At 55.7% G+C, this 16,564-nt stretch carries 20 protein-coding genes and 1 pseudogene; 9 read left to right on the top strand and 12 right to left on the bottom strand.

Annotated features, from left to right (window positions below; genetic code table 11):
- The first annotated feature begins 132 nt into the window (after window positions 1-132).
- Window positions 133-1,230: a carboxynorspermidine decarboxylase gene (locus M5G20_RS25935; RefSeq protein WP_273921517.1), complete on the top strand. Its 1,098-nt coding sequence runs from the start codon at window positions 133-135 to the stop codon at window positions 1,228-1,230.
- A gap of 28 nt (window positions 1,231-1,258) precedes the next feature.
- Window positions 1,259-2,494, top strand: coding sequence for a saccharopine dehydrogenase family protein (locus M5G20_RS25940; RefSeq protein WP_273921518.1), 1,236 nt, complete (start codon window positions 1,259-1,261; stop codon window positions 2,492-2,494).
- Window positions 2,495-2,622: 128 nt separating this feature from the next.
- Here the strand turns inward: M5G20_RS25940 and M5G20_RS25945 are convergent, their stop codons facing one another.
- The 7 genes from M5G20_RS25945 to M5G20_RS25975 form a co-directional block, all read right to left on the bottom strand.
- Window positions 2,623-3,531 carry an amino acid ABC transporter substrate-binding protein gene (locus tag M5G20_RS25945; RefSeq protein ID WP_273921519.1) on the bottom strand — a complete coding sequence of 303 codons (909 nt, stop codon included), beginning with the start codon at window positions 3,529-3,531 and terminating at the stop codon, window positions 2,623-2,625.
- Window positions 3,532-3,580: 49 nt separating this feature from the next.
- Window positions 3,581-4,921, bottom strand: coding sequence for a putrescine-ornithine antiporter (gene potE, locus M5G20_RS25950; RefSeq protein ID WP_273921520.1), 1,341 nt, complete (start codon window positions 4,919-4,921; stop codon window positions 3,581-3,583).
- Between the two features lie 458 nt (window positions 4,922-5,379).
- Complete coding sequence (locus M5G20_RS25955) at window positions 5,380-7,770, bottom strand: TonB-dependent siderophore receptor (protein ID WP_273921521.1); 2,391 nt, start codon at window positions 7,768-7,770, stop codon at window positions 5,380-5,382.
- Window positions 7,771-7,889: 119 nt separating this feature from the next.
- Window positions 7,890-8,870, bottom strand: coding sequence for a FecR domain-containing protein (locus M5G20_RS25960; protein ID WP_273921522.1), 981 nt, complete (start codon window positions 8,868-8,870; stop codon window positions 7,890-7,892).
- The gene (locus M5G20_RS25965) at window positions 8,857-9,372 is read right to left on the bottom strand and encodes a sigma-70 family RNA polymerase sigma factor (protein WP_273921670.1); all 516 of its coding nucleotides are present in this window, start codon (window positions 9,370-9,372) and stop codon (window positions 8,857-8,859) included. The genes M5G20_RS25960 and M5G20_RS25965 overlap by 14 nt, the downstream gene beginning before the upstream one ends.
- Window positions 9,373-9,854: 482 nt before the next feature.
- Complete coding sequence (locus M5G20_RS25970) at window positions 9,855-10,253, bottom strand: hypothetical protein (protein WP_443218327.1); 399 nt, start codon at window positions 10,251-10,253, stop codon at window positions 9,855-9,857.
- An 87-nt stretch (window positions 10,254-10,340) separates the two neighbouring features.
- Complete coding sequence (locus M5G20_RS25975) at window positions 10,341-10,526, bottom strand: hypothetical protein (RefSeq protein WP_273921523.1); 186 nt, start codon at window positions 10,524-10,526, stop codon at window positions 10,341-10,343.
- Between the two features lie 71 nt (window positions 10,527-10,597).
- Between M5G20_RS25975 and M5G20_RS25980 the strand changes: the two genes are divergently transcribed.
- The gene (locus M5G20_RS25980) at window positions 10,598-10,741 is read left to right on the top strand and encodes a hypothetical protein (protein ID WP_273921524.1); all 144 of its coding nucleotides are present in this window, start codon (window positions 10,598-10,600) and stop codon (window positions 10,739-10,741) included.
- A gap of 194 nt (window positions 10,742-10,935) precedes the next feature.
- Here M5G20_RS25980 and M5G20_RS25985 read toward each other — a convergent pair whose 3' ends face one another.
- The 3 genes from M5G20_RS25985 to M5G20_RS25995 form a co-directional block, all read right to left on the bottom strand.
- A complete protein-coding gene (locus M5G20_RS25985; protein ID WP_273921525.1) occupies window positions 10,936-11,166 on the bottom strand; it encodes a hypothetical protein in 231 nt (76 codons plus the stop codon).
- Window positions 11,163-11,369: a hypothetical protein gene (locus M5G20_RS25990; protein WP_273921526.1), complete on the bottom strand. Its 207-nt coding sequence runs from the start codon at window positions 11,367-11,369 to the stop codon at window positions 11,163-11,165. The genes M5G20_RS25985 and M5G20_RS25990 overlap by 4 nt, the downstream gene beginning before the upstream one ends.
- 231 nt (window positions 11,370-11,600) lie before the next feature.
- Window positions 11,601-11,966 carry a hypothetical protein gene (locus M5G20_RS25995; RefSeq protein ID WP_273921527.1) on the bottom strand — a complete coding sequence of 122 codons (366 nt, stop codon included), beginning with the start codon at window positions 11,964-11,966 and terminating at the stop codon, window positions 11,601-11,603.
- Between the two features lie 134 nt (window positions 11,967-12,100).
- On the opposite strand from M5G20_RS25995, the gene M5G20_RS26000 reads away from it, so the two are divergent.
- Window positions 12,101-12,499: a hypothetical protein gene (locus tag M5G20_RS26000; protein WP_273921528.1), complete on the top strand. Its 399-nt coding sequence runs from the start codon at window positions 12,101-12,103 to the stop codon at window positions 12,497-12,499.
- A gap of 13 nt (window positions 12,500-12,512) precedes the next feature.
- Here M5G20_RS26000 and M5G20_RS26005 read toward each other — a convergent pair whose 3' ends face one another.
- Complete coding sequence (locus M5G20_RS26005; protein WP_273921529.1) at window positions 12,513-12,803, bottom strand: DUF4406 domain-containing protein; 291 nt, start codon at window positions 12,801-12,803, stop codon at window positions 12,513-12,515.
- Window positions 12,804-12,907: 104 nt separating this feature from the next.
- Here M5G20_RS26005 and M5G20_RS26010 point away from each other — a divergent pair, with 104 nt between their 5' ends.
- Both M5G20_RS26010 and M5G20_RS26015 read left to right on the top strand, forming a co-directional pair.
- Window positions 12,908-13,150, top strand: coding sequence for a hypothetical protein (locus M5G20_RS26010; RefSeq protein WP_273921530.1), 243 nt, complete (start codon window positions 12,908-12,910; stop codon window positions 13,148-13,150).
- A gap of 5 nt (window positions 13,151-13,155) precedes the next feature.
- Complete coding sequence (locus tag M5G20_RS26015; protein WP_273921531.1) at window positions 13,156-13,479, top strand: hypothetical protein; 324 nt, start codon at window positions 13,156-13,158, stop codon at window positions 13,477-13,479.
- Here the strand turns inward: M5G20_RS26015 and M5G20_RS26020 are convergent.
- A pseudogene (locus M5G20_RS26020) lies at window positions 13,476-14,392 on the bottom strand (DNA cytosine methyltransferase). The gene M5G20_RS26015 and the pseudogene M5G20_RS26020 sit on opposite strands and share 4 nt — an antisense overlap.
- A 78-nt stretch (window positions 14,393-14,470) precedes the next feature.
- Between M5G20_RS26020 and M5G20_RS26025 the strand changes: the two are divergent.
- From M5G20_RS26025 to M5G20_RS26035, 3 genes are all read left to right on the top strand, one after another.
- On the top strand, window positions 14,471-15,112 hold the full coding sequence (locus M5G20_RS26025) for a hypothetical protein (protein ID WP_273921532.1): 642 nt from the start codon (window positions 14,471-14,473) through the stop codon (window positions 15,110-15,112).
- 122 nt (window positions 15,113-15,234) lie between these two features.
- On the top strand, window positions 15,235-15,726 hold the full coding sequence (locus M5G20_RS26030; protein ID WP_273921533.1) for a hypothetical protein: 492 nt from the start codon (window positions 15,235-15,237) through the stop codon (window positions 15,724-15,726).
- 27 nt (window positions 15,727-15,753) lie between these two features.
- Window positions 15,754-16,356 carry a hypothetical protein gene (locus M5G20_RS26035; RefSeq protein ID WP_273921534.1) on the top strand — a complete coding sequence of 201 codons (603 nt, stop codon included), beginning with the start codon at window positions 15,754-15,756 and terminating at the stop codon, window positions 16,354-16,356.
- Window positions 16,357-16,564: the final 208 nt, after the last annotated feature.

Here is a 16,564-nt window from a genome sequence, read left to right on the forward strand (position 1 = left end):
CGTGCTTGACCAAACGACCTCCGTCGCAGCGTTGCCCAAATAACGCTGCTTTTGCGCGCTGCTCTTTCGATCTGCGGCCAGTGCGGGCACAATGCGCATCCTTTTTTGGCTGGCCTTGCCGGAGGCCTCGAAATGATCAAGACACCGTACTACCTCATCGATAAACAAAAGCTTCTGGTCAACATGCAGAAGATTGCCTATGTGCGCGAGCAATCCGGCGCCAAGGCCTTGCTGGCACTCAAGTGCTTCGCCACCTGGTCGGTGTTCGACCTGATGCAGCAATACATGGACGGCACCACGTCGTCGTCGCTGTACGAGCTCAAGCTCGGTCGCGAAAAGTTCGTTGGCGAAGCCCACGCCTACAGCGTGGCCTGGGCCGACGACGAGATCGAGGAGATGCTCGATAACTGCGATAAGATCATCTTCAACTCCATCAGCCAGCTGCAGCGCTTTGCCGAGCGATCGGAAGGCAAGACCCGCGGCCTGCGCGTTAACCCGCAGGTGAGCAGCTCCGATTACCTGCTGGCCGATCCGGCGCGCCCGTTCAGCCGTCTGGGCGAGTGGGATCCGGCGAAGATCGAAGGCGTTATCGACCAGATCTCCGGTTTTATGTTCCACAACAACTGCGAGAACGGCGACTTCGGCCTGTTCGACCAGATGCTCACCACCATCGAAGAGCGCTTCGGCCCGCTGCTGCACAAGGTCAGCTGGGTCAGCCTGGGTGGCGGCATTCACTTCACCGGTGAGGGCTACGCGCTGGATGAGTTCTGCGCGCGACTCAAGGCGTTTTCGCAGAAGTACGGCGTGCAGGTTTACCTGGAGCCGGGCGAAGCGGCGATCACCAACAGTGCCTCGCTGGAAGTGACCGTGCTCGACACCCTGTACAACGGCAAGCACCTGGCGGTGGTGGACAGCTCCATCGAAGCGCACCTGCTTGACCTGCTGATCTATCGCCTCAACGCCAAGCTGGCGCCGAGCGAGGGTGATCACACCTACATGGTGTGCGGCAAGTCTTGCCTTGCCGGCGACATCTTCGGCGAGTATCAGTTTGATCGCCCGCTGGCTATCGGCGATCGACTGTCGTTCATCGACACCGCGGGTTACACCATGGTCAAGAAGAACTGGTTCAACGGCCTGAAAATGCCGTCCATCGTAGTGAAACAACTCGACGGTACAGTCGAAGTGGTTCGCGAATTTGGTTATGAAGACTACCTGTCCAGCCTTTCGTAAGCGGACAATTAAAGGAGAGATCAAGCAATTGAAAAAGAACGTTCTTATCATTGGTGCAGGAGGTGTCGCCAAGGTGGTGGCCCACAAGTGCGCGCAGCACAACGATGAACTCGGTCGTATTGCTATCGCGTCGCGCAACATCTCCAAATGCCAGGCCATCATCGAAAGCGTCAAGGCCAAGGGCAGTCTCAAAGTGCCCGCCGATATCCAGGCCTACTCGCTCAACGCCCTGGATGTGGAAGCAACCAAGGCGCTGATCCGCGAAACCGGATCACAGATCGTTATCAACGTGGGTTCCGCGTTCCTGAACATGTCGGTGCTGCGTGCCTGCATCGATACCGGCGTCGCTTACCTGGACACCGCGATTCACGAAGAACCGGGCAAAGTCTGCGAGACGCCGCCTTGGTATGGCAACTACGAGTGGAATCACCTCGCAGAGTGCCAAGAGAAGAACATCACCGCCATTCTCGGTGTGGGTTTCGACCCGGGCGTGGTCAACGCCTATGCCGCACTGGCGCAACAACAGTATTTCGACCGCATTGATTCGATCGATATTCTCGACGTCAATGCCGGCTCCCATGGCAAATATTTCGCCACCAATTTCGATCCGGAAATCAACTTCCGCGAATTCACCGGGCAGGTGTGGAGCTGGCAGAACAGCCAGTGGACCAGCAACACCATGTTCGAAGTCAAACGCACCGACGACTTGCCGGTCGTCGGTTCGCAGAACCTGTACCTGACCGGTCACGACGAAGTGCACTCCCTGTCGAAGAACCTCGACGTGCCGAACGTGCGTTTCTGGATGAGCTTCGGCGAGCACTACATCAACGTGTTCACGGTACTCAATAACCTCGGCCTGCTGTCCGAGAAACCGGTCAAGACCGCCGAAGGCCTGGACGTTGTGCCGCTGAAAGTGGTCAAGGCCGTGCTGCCTGATCCGAGCTCGCTGGCGCCTGGCTACACCGGCAAGACTTGCATCGGTGACCTGGTCAAGGGCACCAAGGATGGCCAGCCGCGCGAAGTGTTCATCTACAACGTGGCTGACCACGAAGAAGCCTTTGCCGAAACCGACAGCCAGGGCATTTCCTATACCGCTGGCGTACCACCTGTTGCCGCAGCTCTGCTGGTTGCCCGTGGCGAGTGGGATGTGCAGCGTATGGCCAACGTCGAAGAACTGCCGGCTGAGCCGTTCCTCAAGGCGCTGGACGTCATGGGCCTGCCGACCCGCATCAAGGACGAGAATGGAGACCGTCCCTGGAACTGAAACGCTTGAGACTCCCTGCAGACGGGTGAGTCTGGTTTCTGGCTCCATACACAAAAACGCCGCTCTTTGAGCGGCGTTTTTGATTTTGTGCATGGTTTTCGGTAAAGCCCGATAATTCCAGCTTGTCATTACGGTATTGCATAGACCTTGAATAGTTTTTTGGCCGCATCGCTGGCCCCGCCCAGATATTTGTCGAATGCCTGTTCAATCTCGCCGGAGCGATACATTTCGCTGAGCGCGGTGTCGACCAGCAGACGGAAATCTTCATCCTCTCGATCCACGGCCATTGCAGTCGGTGCGTACTCAAAAATCCGCTCCAGCACCACCAGGTTTGCAGCAGAGTAATTCCTGCTCAGCAGATGCTTGAGCATCATGCGCTCAGCGAAGAACGCATCGGCTTTGCCATCGGCAACCAGCTTAAGACCTGCCTCTGCGTTCTCTACTGTCACCAGAGTCGCCACAACTCCCAGCAATCGCATCTGCTCATGTATCCACGTCTCGGTTATACCGCCGGCGATGGCGGCGTACGTCTGATTGGATAGACCACGGTTCACGGTGGCTCGCCACGTTGGCCCGGTATGAGCCACCTTGCCATTGAGCACATTGAGCAAGGCTTCGGATGAATCCTGGCGCACCACTGCCGAGAGACCGGCGGTGTAGATCGGCACCGAGTAGCTGACCTTCTTGCGCCGCGCCAGTGTGGGCGGGGTGGGCGTACAGAGAATGTCGATTTTCCCCGAACTGACGGCAGTCATCTCGTCGCTCATGGAGACAGGCTGGTACTGAATTTTCAGCTCGGGCAAATTCAGGTCGGTCTTGACCTTCTCGGCGATCTTCAGACACAGATCGATGGCATAACCGCTGGCTTTATCGGCCGACTGATCACTGAAAGGCGCGAAGTCAGGCAAGTAGCCGAGGGTAAAAGTATGACTCGTACGTATGCGCTCAAGCGTATTGCCATGGGCCATTACCGGTAGCAGCGCAACCAGGCAGACGAGCAGCAGCAGGTTGTTGGCTTTTGTCAGTTTCACGTTCATGCGCGGGTTTCCTCGAATTCAGATGTCTGTGCTGTCCTGAAGATTGCGATCAAGGGTTATCGACCCGGAGGAAAGCGGGCGCAGGGGTGTCGACAAAACGTTTAGCGAGGAGCCCGTAGAGCAAGTAGCCGAACACCAGGACAAGGACACCGCCGAACACGGCGTCTTTGCCGCAGGCGTACAGCGCGTACAAGGAATAGGCCACCGCAACCACTAACACCAGGGTGTTGCGCGTGTATACGCCTGCGCTGACTTTGGCTTTGTACATCATGACCAGCAGCCCGGTAGCCGCCGTCACATAGGGGATCAGGTTGGTCACGGCTGCGAGGCTGACGAGTTTTCCGAACTGCGCACTCGCGTTGGGCGAAATGGTCGACAGCGCCATCAAGGTCTGCAGCACGCCACAGACCAGCATCCCGACGATGGGGGCATTGCGTGCGCTGACCTTGCTGAACAGTTTTGGGAACATGCCCTGATCAGCCGTCATCTTGGCGGTTTGCGCCAGAGTGAACTGCCAGCCCAACAGTGAGCCCACACAGGCCATCACCGCGAGCGCCATGATGATGTTGCCGACCGTGGGGTTGAACATATGCGCATAAACGAGCGCGAAAGGGGCTGAAGAGTTGGCCAGTTCGGCATTGGGAATGATGCCCTGAATGACCGTCGTCGATAGCACATAGACCGCGGCTGCCCCCAGTGTGCCGAACAGGCACGCCAGCGGCACGGTGCGCTTGGGGTTTTCCACCGCATCAGAGGCCTGGGCAGCTGACTCCATGCCGAGAAAGGCCCAGAGGGTCAGAGGAATTGCTTTGCTGATCGCTTCTGATATCGGCAGGTCATTCGGGTTCCAGGCGGCCATTATCAGATCGGGTTTGAACCAGAACCAACCGATGATGCTCAAGCCTGCTACCGGGATGATCACCCCCCAAACAGTCACCGCGCCAATCCTGCCCGTGATGCCAGGGCCGCCAAAATTAGCCACGGTGGTTAACCAGAGCAAGCCGACCGTTCCGATGAACAAGGGAATGGCGCCGCTTCCCAGCCAAGGCATGAACGATGTCATGTATCCCACTGCGGAGATGGCCACCGCCACGTTGGCGATGGCCAGCGACAGGAAATACAGATACGAGCACAGGAAAAATCCTGATTTTGCGTGCGCTTCTTCGGTGTAGGCGGATAACCCACCTGAGCGCAGACAGTAGATGCCACATTGGGAAAAGCAGTACGCAATGGCCATGGAGCCGACAGCGGTGACGATCCATGACAACAAAGAAACGGCCCCGAGCTGGGCCATGCTCGTCGGCAACATAATGATGCCTGAGCCCATCATGTTTACCGTCACCAGTGTGGTGAGCCCCATGAGGCTCATTTTCTTGCTTGAATCGGTCATCGGAAACCCCTCGATTTGCGCAACGCGTCACCGCTCAGCCATCGAACGCACCGGGAACCTGACTCAGGCTCCCGACGAAAATGGCGAGGGGCATTCTGACCAACTACCTGACAACGCTCATGCTGCCATCCATTCTTTGCTCTGTCAGAGTGGTTCGGACTGACGCCCGGTCACGCTCTCGTCACAACACTAGTGCCGGCAGACGTTGGCGTTTCTGACAATTATCAATCAGCACGATTTGCAAGCCGTGAGACCCATGGGTTGGCACTCAAGCCATGTAGCAGCCTTGAGCAGGTCGTGCTGTTGTTCAATGAAAGGTAGCTGGCGAGAGGGGAGACTGCACCTGCTCTTCGTCACGCCATTGGGCTACATGGCACAACCTGCAGAAATCGCCAGTGCGGCACTGTTTTTGACCTCCGACGACACCAGATACTTGAACGGCAGGCTGATACGCCTGCTTACCAGTTGTAACTCACTTTGGCGGTAATCTCGCGACCCGGGTTGTAGAAGTTCGCTGTGCCGGAACCGACCACGTGCTGCTCATCCAGCAGGTTGCTGACGTTCACCGCAAGGTCGGTGCCCTTGGCGATCTCGTAGTTGAAGGCGGCGTCGAACAGCGTGGTGCCATCGCTTTTGCCGGAGTTGGCTGCGTCGAAGTAATAAGAGCCGACGTAGCGCGCACCCAAGCCAACGCTGACATCAGTGCCGGGCACGTCGTAATAACTCCAGAGCGAAGCGGAATGCTTGGGGGCCGTGGTGAACTCATTACCCTTCAGGGAGCTGCCGTCGTACAACGAACCGCGCAGTACCTCGGACTCCATATAGGAATAGCCACCGATCAGGCTGAGGTTCTGCGTCACCTGCGCCTTGGCTTCCAGGTCGAGGCCACGCGCCCGCGATTCGCCCACGGTCTGTTGCTCAATGATGCCGCTCGGCAGCACCACGGCGATGGTGACGTTTTCCTGGGTCAGGTCATAAACGGCAGCGGAGAACAGTGCGTCCATCCCCATCGGCGCATACTTAACGCCCACTTCGTACTGCCTGCCCGTCTGCGGTGTTACGCCAACCTGCGGCGGCGAGACGGATTCCACCATGCTCACATAGGTGGACACCTCATCGTTGACGATATAGGTCAACGCACCTCGGTAGGAGGTTTCGGAGAAGTTGTCTTTCTCAGTGGATTGCAAACCTTTACTGGTAAGGTCCATCGAGTCGTTGCGCATACCTGCGGTGACGATGAAGCGCTCGTAGAACGACAGGTTCTGCTGAAGGAATACGGCCTTGGTGGTCGCGTCTCGCTTGTTGACGGCATACGGCGTGATTGAGCGTGACACGCCAGTAAACACGGGATTTGCAATATCAATCGGGGTCGTCAGGGCGTAGACCGAGCTTTCCTTGGTGGTCGAATCGAGGTACTCCACGCCCACCAGACTGCTGCTGTCGATGTTCTCGAAGCGGGCATCGTATTGCAGCATCAGATTGCCGTTGAACTGGTCGGCTTCGGTGTCCGTTCCAAACTGATAGCGGTCAACGGTGGTACCGACACGTGCGGCGCTGTCGCTGAGGTAAACGTAGCCAAAATCATCGGTCAATTTGCTGTAACGCAGATTGCTGCGCAGTACGAAGCCGTTGTCGAAGTCATGGGTGACGTTGCCGCTGAGGCTGGTGCGCTCGACATCGTGGAAGTTGTAGCTGGGCTCACCATAAAACTTGCTGCGGTCGTACTCCTTATCCAGCGGATAACCGCCACTGTTGGGCGAACTTTCGGTTTTCAGGTAGTCCAGAATCATCGTCGCCGACGTGTAATCCGTCGGTGCCCAGGTGACGCCACCCATAAACAACTGGTTGTCGTCCTGCGAGTGGTCGTATTCGCGGTCGCTGTTTTGGCCTTTGGCAGTAAAGCGGCCTGCCAAGGTTTTCTCGTCGTTCAGCGCATCCCCCACATCGATGCCTGTCTCGACATGGTCAAACGAACCGTAGGTCACATAACCTTGGCCAAACTGCTCGAAGCGCGGCTGTTTGGTCACGAAATTCACCGAACCGCCCGGGTCTGCGGGGCCAAACAGCGTGGAGTTGGCGCCACGCAGAATCTCGATGCGCTCATAAGCGAATGGATCTTCGCGTACGCCGCGCATCGAACTTAGGGTCAAGCCGTCACGGTAGGTGGTGGCCTGGAAGCCCCGGATCTGGAAATAGTCGTTGCGGTCATCCGTACCATAGAAGTCGCTGACCACGCCCGGCGTGTATTGCAGCGCCTCTTCCGTGGTGCTGACGCTGCGTTGCTCCATTTCCTTGTTGGTAACAACTGATACCGATGCCGGTGTATTGAGAATGCTGGTGGCCACCTTGCCGCCAACCCAGAGCTCCTTGGCGACCACCGAGTTGGCGTCGTCGTCGGCACTGACCCTGACCTTGGCATTGATGATGAGGGGTGCAAGGCGGTAGTCCTCGACGTCCGTTGCGTCGAGCTCCAGCGGGCCGGCGGGCTTTGCTTGAGGGACCAGCAGGTAAGCATTCAGGCCTTGCTGTTCGATCTGCAATTCGCTCCCCTGCAGCAACGATGACAGCGCTGCCGACGTATCGAGCGTGCCATTCACGCCAGCAGTGGCGCGGTTCACTACACTCGACGCGTCGAACGAAATACTGATGCCAGCCTCGCGCGCAAAGCGGTCAAGCGCCGGCGCCAGTGGGCCGGCAGCGATGTTCCACTGCTTGACTTGATTGCTGTGCTCAGCGCTCGACGTTTGCGCCAGCGTTGGCAATGCGTAGCTGCTTACGATCAAACCCAAAATCGCACCGTGCAAGGCACGATTTAATGGATGGCGCTGTGAAACAGGGGACGAACTCATTTACTCGCTCCAAGAAAGGACATCGGCAGATTGGCCTGTATTCCGGCCTTCCTTAGAGGTCGAACGAGAATGAGAAACCACCTCATTATATTTCAGGTAGTACAAAAATTCTGATGGATTCAGGTGGCAGCGGTCACGGTCACCCAATATCGGGTTCGGTAATCAATGTGCAGGTGCAGTGACTGGGCGATCAAAGCCAGGACCTGATCGTTGTCGGCGAGCTGGAAGGTGCCGGAAACGCGACGATCAGCGACCTCTTCGGCGCAGCGCAATACCCCGGGGCGATAACGCGACAACTCCACGATGAAATCATTGAGGCGCATATTGCGCGCACTGATCACCCCGTCACCCCAGCTCCATAGATCAAGGCCGTTGTCCCTGAACATTCGGGCGCCACTTGATGTGAACAGCAGCTGATTTCCTGCCTGGACAGTGCGGCTCGCAGGCGTTTGACTGGAGCCGGGGAACACCGTGACGGATCCTTCCTGAGCCGCGACCAGAGTGCCATCGTCAAGCTCGCGTGCCAGAAAGCGGGAACTCTGAGCGCGCATGATCCCGTCACGTGATTGCACCCAGAACGGTCGCGCTTGAGGCGAGTGTTGATCCGCGCCGACATTCACGATGATTTCACCACGTCGCAGGATGATCAGGCGTCGCTGGGCGTCGAAATCGCTGTCGACGGCGCTATCGCTATTGAGCTGGATAAGGCTGCCATCATCGAGTTGGAAGCGTCGTTGCTCGCCGGTGCTGCTGCGCTGCTGAGCAAGCATGGCTGGTACGGGTGTGTAGTCACGGCCGAGCCAGGCTGCCGTGCTAACAGTAGCCAATATGCCCAGTAGCTTCAGGCTTTCCCGCCGCCGCATTCCATGATGGGTGCCATTAAGGGTTTGTCGGGCCAGTTGAGCTGGCACGCCTGCGAATTCATCCCCAAGCGTTTCCACACGCTGCCACGCCAACACATGCTCTGGGCGCTGCTGCAGCCAGTGCTCAAAAGTGCGCTGTGTTTGTTCATCGGCTTGATTGAAGCGAAGGCGCACCAGCCATTGGATCGCCTGCTCGACAATGGCCGGATTGAGCGCCTGCGGCTCACGCTTCGACATAACGCAAGCGATAGCAGTGTTGCAGGGCCGTGGCCAGGTCGCGTTCCACCGTCGCGCGGGAAACTCCCAGCTTTTCGGCTATTTGCGCGCACGTTAGACCGTCGAGTCGGGCGAATAAAAACGCCTGGCGAACTCTCGGTTTAAGCATGCCGAGCATACGGTCTATGCGTTCGAGCGCATCAAGAATCATCAGCCGGCTTTCTTCCGAGGGCACCTCGTGTGGAGGCAGCAACGTGATGCTTTCCAGGTAGGCACGTTCGAGTTCGCGACGACGATACTGATCAATCATCAGTCCGCGGGCGATACTGCTCAGATAGGCGCGAGGTTCGCGCAAGGGGCTGGACTGACGGGATTTGAGCAGACGTACGAAGGTGTCCTGCGCCAAATCTGCTGCGTTATCGCGACACCCAATGCGTCGGATAAGCCAGCCGTGTAACCACGAGTGGTGGGTGCGATAGAGCAGCCCTAGATCTTCAGTACCTAGTGTTTCGTCGCTGCGCATCGGAATCCCGGCAAATACATAATTGATAATTAATCGCATTCTACTCACGCGATAAGCCTTAGGCAAATACGCAGTGCTCAATGTCCGCTTTTGGGAAAACGCGCTTAATGTCCGCAGTCAATGCAACCAACGCGCTCTGCTTAGTGTGATTTGATTGGCGCGAACGTAACGGTGTCAGAAGGGCAGGGTTGCGGAAATGACCAAAAGGATACGGAAACGATCCGTAGAGAGAGGAGCCGGTTTTCTGAATGCCAGAAACGACAAAGCCCTGAATAATCAGGGCTTTGTCGTATAAAGATGGCGGAGGCGATGGGATTCGAACTCATGGACCTGTTACAGTCGACGGTTTTCAAGATCGCTATATCGAAGTAAACGGGCTGCTGCTTGTAGCGATTTTCCGTTCCATTACTTTCATTTTTCAGCACCTCTACAGACCGCATTCTACAAGGGGCCTGCTTCGAGTTATGGAACGGATTTTCAGGCTATTTTGATGGTTTGGCGATAGCACCGATCCGACGGTAAACCCGCTCGGTGATGTCGCCTTTGGTGTGGCCCAGCAGCAAACTTGCCTCGCCGACATCAATGATTTCAGACGCAGCTTTCGGCCGGATGTCCCGGAACTGAAACCCGCCAATCTTCGCCGCCAGCAGGTCGTCGCCGATCTCGAACGCCGCCAACTTCGCTTTCTCGCGCGCGATGTCCCAGCGCTTACGCAGCATCGTAGCGGTCATCCGTTTACCGTGCTGGCTCACAATCAGGTAGTTCGAGACATGCCGGGCGTTGCGGTCGGTTATTTCGGCGATCAGCCGGCCCAGGCTATTCGCCTTACCGTCAGTGGTCATCTGAATACGCAGCTTTTTGTGCGTCTTGTTCTGCTGCACCCCCAAATATCCCCTTCTGCATCATCCTTTCGCATCACCAGGATATCTGCCGGTCGCTGACCGGTGAGATAAGGTCCATCGCGTCTTTCATCCGCTGCAGTCGATGGTGCACGTCTGTATCTGCTCGACGTGGCCGTCGCGCTTGATCAGATAATTGACTCGTCGATCCAGGCGGAAGCCGGTCAACCGTTCGGCCTCTTCATATGTGGACGGATCCCAGCGGAAGCCATATCTGGCAGCCGGATCCTCGACCACGCGATTTACTTTACGCATAGCGAGTCCTCCCGCCGTTCACCGGCAGGCTTTGTGCTTTAATGAAATAGTTTCTTAAAGGAGTTGTCGCTATGGAAAAGGCGTTTCGAAATCCGTTGTTTTTAACCGGGCTATCTCTGGCAATCTGCGGCGTTGCGATTACTGCGCCCGGTCTTTGGATTCCTGGTCTAGCACTGATGGTTGCTGGCTGGACTAAGGGAAATAAGCGAGCCTGATGTTCATGCGCAGCCTGCAAACGGATCGTGGAAATCAGACGAGGGGTGCCAAGCGAGCTGAGCGGGTGAGCTACGGTTTATTGGTTAACTTCGCCAGTTGCGTACACACTTTCTCCCCTGAGGTGACTGGCGGGGTGAACCCCAACAGCACGGCCCCTTGTAGATGAGCCGGAGCACGAAGAGCGGCGCTGCGATCATGGTGTCACCTCTTCAGGCTTGTACTTGGTGAGCCGCCATTTCGTGTTGTTGCTCTGGCTGTGATCCGACTCGACCAAGCCCTCGCACTTCATCAACTCCAGCTCACGGCGAATTTGCTTGGTGGTGAATGGCTTGACGTGGAACCGGAACCACCAGGTGTAGAACCAGTTATCCCAGGAGCCGCCCGTGCCGCTCATGTAGGTGGTTATCTGCTGGCGAAGGCTCATGGCGTCACCTGCTTGATGTTTGAGTCGACCCATTTACGCATGCGCACCCAACGCTCTTCCGGCGTTTCGCGTCGCCAGCCGGTGCTACCATCCGGTTTGTGGCCGTATGCGCCCGGGTGTTCGTCATTCTCCCAAACGATTTCCCAGACTATCGCCTCGGCCAGCCCAAACTTGTCCGCGACAGCCTGCGAGTCCTGGATCAATCACAGACATATCCAGACTGCGCGCATTGCCAACGACCCCAAGCGTGCAGAATTCGCCTTCTGCCTGGAGCTCTTCGGTTACCAAACGCTTCACTGGCATGGCGTCCATCGCTTCTGCCAGTTCTCTCAGGATGGCCTGACCACGTCTTCCCCTTAGCGCCGAATTCACAGCGCCTCGCCAGCAGATCAGGCCCCAGTTGTTGTCGCCATCGTCGCAATATCCACTCCGGCTCATGGCATCACCTTCGCACCAAGGAGTTTCGGCACCGGCACTGCCCGGCGGCCCCAGATGCAGACCGGACCATCCTCGGTGTCGTGGATCGAGAGGATGAACCAATCTGATTCGGCCGGGTGTTGGACATCCCTGGCTGAGCAATCGCAACTGCCTTCATCCATGTAGGCTTCGAACACTTCGACGGGAACGTCGATTTCCATGTGGGAGACTTTGGTTTCCATCTGCTGGCGCAGACACCATTCCTGAAATTGCGCCTCGGTTACTTCGTCGTCGAACTCAGGGAGGTAGTCGGGGTGGGACCACCAGCCGTCGGTGCCGCGTTCGACCGGCAGCGGCTGGATCAAAACATTTTCTTCAGGCATGACTTCGTCCTTGCCGCTATAGCGGCTGACTTTGAAGAGGGGGTTGCTGATTTCCAGAATTCTGCAAAGCTAAGATTGCTTTGGTTTACTCGATTTGCTCATCTATCGATTGCATCAAAAAGGAATTTATCGTGATGAATGTCTTTGTTAAGGCTTTAGCTTGTAGTGCTGTGTTCCTTGGAGTTTCTGGTTGTTCCACAATCGATGGCCTTCAGCCAACTGATACTGGCATCACAATTGACGTGCCCAATAAATCCTACAATGAGATATGGAAGTCTTCGGTAACGGCTATGAGCACCAATCTAGCAATCGTTGAAATGAATAAAGGTGCGGGGGTGATTAAATCTGAAGCGCCCGCGGGTATGGCCACTTGGGGAGAGGTTATAGGGCTATTTATTACGCCGGTCTCACCATCAGCAGAGAGTTATTCGATTCGAGTCGTTAGTAAGAAACGTGCGACTTATCAAATCACGGGTCAAAACTGGGCGCCAACCGTTGCGGCCCGTATACAAGCGGACTTAGATTCAAAATAATTGAGTGCTTCGCTCAACCGCCTGCCTCGGTAGCTATCAAATCATGGGTATTAACAACCGTCATGCCGAGGCGGTGGGCGATTTGAACTTCGAGCTTTGCGCCCTCTGATCTTTCCCAACCAGGTAGAAGGGCGATCACGCCGCACAGGCCCAGACGCGTTAGGTCGTAGGCCATATAGTCGGCCGACTCGGCGCCGGGGACGATGCCGTGATCGGCTGGGTTCTCCACCTGGTAGCCCAGAGCGCGAAGCTGGTCGCTGGCAGCGTTGAGGGCTGGGTAGTTGAAGTCCTTCAGGCCAGTCATGGGGCCCGGCCACGTAAACGCGTTTGGCGCGGGTAGATTTGAGTGTCACACCAGGCGAAACCACTGCATTGATCCGGTCAACGGCTCGGTCAATCGGCCCCTGAATGAAAGCCGGCATTGGCTCGTTCGCCGGCGGCGTCGTGGCTGTAACGGCGGCGATCATCCCGATTAGGTACTCGGTCACGACCGCGCGGATGTTTTCTGTGGGCATGGGTCGTCCTATGCCGGGGCATGCCCGGGCGGTATTTGATGAGCGGTTGGTCGCAATTAATTGCGGATTTATTTGGATAAAGATGCCAGTTCGTAGCAGGATCGTTCCGAACAAAACCGATCAGAAAGTGGGGTGACGAGGATGTCGGACTGGAGCGAGGTTGTCGCCGGAGCAATAGGTGGTGGGCTGGTAATCGCGGTGCAAATGGGTAAGCAAAATTTGGATAACTTCAGGGACTCAAAGAGGATCCATAGCTGGTTAGTTAGTGAGTTTGAGCGGTTCGATGATTATAAATATCGATCGACGCGCGCAATTGCAAAGGCTGTAAACCTAACGCCGGAAAGAGTGGCTACGCTTTGCCACAATCATCCTCGTATCAAGCACGTGCTGGGGACGGACGATGAACTATGGAACTTGGATGGGGCTGATCATAAAAAGCCAAAAAGCGGGTTCTTTGCCGGCTAGGCAGCTTGCATCAATGCTTCGATGATCCGCTGTCCGGCGAGCGGCGGAACAGCGTTACCCGCCATGTGCATTGTCATTCGGTGGTTGTCGGGGCGCAGCGTGTCGGTGGGGAACGACATTGCGGCAAGCGCTTCGTTTGCACTGAGCATCCGCATCTCATCGCCGCGCACCAGCGGTAGAGCGTAGTGATGGTGCCGATTGGGCGGTTGATATCTCGTCCAGTTAGGCCAAAGCCCTTACCGTAGTAGGGCATGATGAACTGATCGCCGAAGCGCTCTCGGCCATTGCGCACTCGGTCGAGGGTGGGCTGCGCGCGCCCTGGCTTCTCGATTGGTGACCAGCGCCCAGCGTCGAACTGGAGGAAGCTGGCGGCCGGAACGTGGTGGCGCCGGTGCAACTCTCGTATCAGCGGTGATTTGCTGCGGGTGCAGACCAGGAACAGACGTACTCGGTGCTGAGGCATCGCGAGATCAGCGCAGTCGACTACGTGCGGCACGATCATGTATCCCAGCGCGGCCATGGTCTGCGACCAAGCCGTGTAAAGCGACCAATCAGTGAATTCTTCGACGTTCTCGACCAGCACTACTTCCGGCTTGTGGTACTCAGCAGCAGACACAACGGCCCAGGCCGTGGACCGGGATGCGTCGTGCTGGGCATTGCCGGACTTCTTGCCGCGAGTCTTCGGATGTCCTTGGCGGCACTGTGAAGCCAGCATGATGTCGTGGGCCGGAACCTTCGACCAATCCGCCTGGTGCAGGTCCTGGCAAATGTGGATCGCTTCGGGGGGGTTGGCGCTGTGCCACTCGACGGCGACCGGCCAATGGTTGGCCGCCCAAATAACATCGATGCCGGCATTGCGGGCATCAGTAGACCATCCGCCGAGACCAGCGAACAAATCGATTGCTGTAGGCATGGCTTTTAGTCTCTGTAGTAGCGTTACGATATGAACTGGGATAGCTTTCTCAGACATTTACTTCATGTGCGGTGAAAAATGCCTAGCTGGTTTCAAGAACATCCTGCCTTTTCGATTATTAGCCATACGATTGTCGTTGCTACTGCAACATGGTTGGTGTCATCATTTGTTATAGATGAGAACAAAGTTAATTTGTATAAGGCAAAGGCGGAAAGTGCAGAGTCAAGAGCTGAACAGTTCAATGCAAAGATATCTATTCTTGAATCAGATTTAGCAAATTTGAAGTCTGAGAATGACAGATATTTGACGTGGCTAACAAGTGATCCCAAGACGGTTCCAGCTATGGAGAAAAGAATAAAAGAGCTCGAGGGTAGCTTGGCTTCAGCGGCTCTTAACAAAGTGAGCGAACATCATGAGGGTAGCGATCAGCCGCTGGTAAAGCCAAAGTATTATGAGTTTTCAAAATCATTCATGAAAGGCGAGACTTTTGTAGATCCCAAGACTAATGCAGTAATAGGTATATCTAATATTAGTATTGATAATACTGCCAGGGGGACGTTGTATATACCAGGATCAGAAACTATAGAGTTGCAGAATGTGGGACCAGGTGCTACATGGAAATTTGACAAGAATGGCGTGAAATATCAGATGACTGTGGAAGGCGTTAATTGGTTGAACAACACATTGAAGGCATCTGTTACGGAGGTTGATAAAGAGTAGTAATTCATTTTATAGCACCGTGGCAACGGATGAATGGTACGGTCACAGGTGATTTCCATGCAGACGCCTGCCTCGCCGGCTGGCGTGATTCGTAGAAGTGGGGTATTTGTGTTCGGCCCGGCATGGAGCCGGATCTGCAGAAAGAGATAGGTCTTGCTGGGCGCTGCGGCTTTGCGCTGCTTGCGGCAGCAGTTGTCGCTCTGCCTATCGCTTTATTTGCGAAGGGAATCGATGTGCCAGTATTTGCTGCTGTATCGACCATGTGGCTGCTGGTCTCGGTCATGCTTATCTTGGGAGACAGTGTTACTGAGGTGAAGCTGTGGGAAGCATCAATAAAACGAGACGTTCGCGCTGCGCAGGAAGCCAGGCAAGGAGCCGAGAAGGTTCTTGCCCAATTGCAGGACATCACCAGAGTGATTATTGAAAACGAATATGTGCTGCTGTCTGGTAGCGGGCTTTCCGCAGATCGACACCCGTCTGTTCAGCACGTTCAGGCTAACCTGAATGAGCTCACAAAAAAGATTTCCGTGAGCGATGAAGACGCTGCTAAATGGCAGCAGAAGATGGTCCAGGTAATGCGCCAGCCGTTACCTGATAGCCCGGCATCCTCGTAAAAAATAACGTTTCATAAGGAATGCTAAATGACTGGAAAGGACTGGCTGACGCTCGGATTATCGGCTGCGGCGTTCATAGTCGCGTTCGCTAGTTTTTATTTCGCGCATGTTCATAAGCCGTCGGGTGCGATGCTGATATTGCTTGAGCGTACGTTCACACCTCGCCGCGCCAGATCGACGAATGAGAAGGATGCAGCTGGTTTCTTCTTATGGGAAGAAGTATCTCCCTTGATGCGGCATTTGAAATACAGCCTCAGCAACACCGGCAAACAGACACTCTATGTGAAAGACGTTGAATTGTTACAGGGACCAGACCCTCGTGGGTATTTTCGGAGTAGTGAAAGCTTCACGATTATTCCCTCCGATAATGTTGAAGGCTTTCTCATTGAGCCGGGCGATATAAAAATTATCGAGATCAACCACGCGATGAATTTTCATTTTGGTGAAGACTATGACTACAACAAAAACTGTTATCAGCTGCTCGGCCTGATACTTGTATCTGCTGACGGTAGTCGTTACCAAATTTGCCATGACATAACGAATCTAGGGGCTTCCGGACCAGATTTGCACCATCCTATCTGGGACGGACAAACGTTGGGGTCTCCAGTCCGTGGAACCGGGTTTGTCTAGTTATTTGTAACATCAACGCCGATTTTCGCGAATCGCCCAAGCTGTCGCGACTGTTTGTCCGAGATAACGAATTCAGGTCGCGACATGGTGACGAACCGACCTGAGTCTTCGACTGGTGCGGCAGCAAGGTTGATGAGCAGGGCCGACACCGTCTCCTGCCACTCCTCGAAGTCGTGGCGCGCGCCCAGCGCTTGAAGTGCATCAGCGA

Origin of the sequence: Pseudomonas sp. TNT2022 ID1044 (genome assembly GCF_028656895.1) — a bacterium.
Classification (GTDB): Bacteria; Pseudomonadota; Gammaproteobacteria; order Pseudomonadales; family Pseudomonadaceae; genus Aquipseudomonas; species Aquipseudomonas reinekei.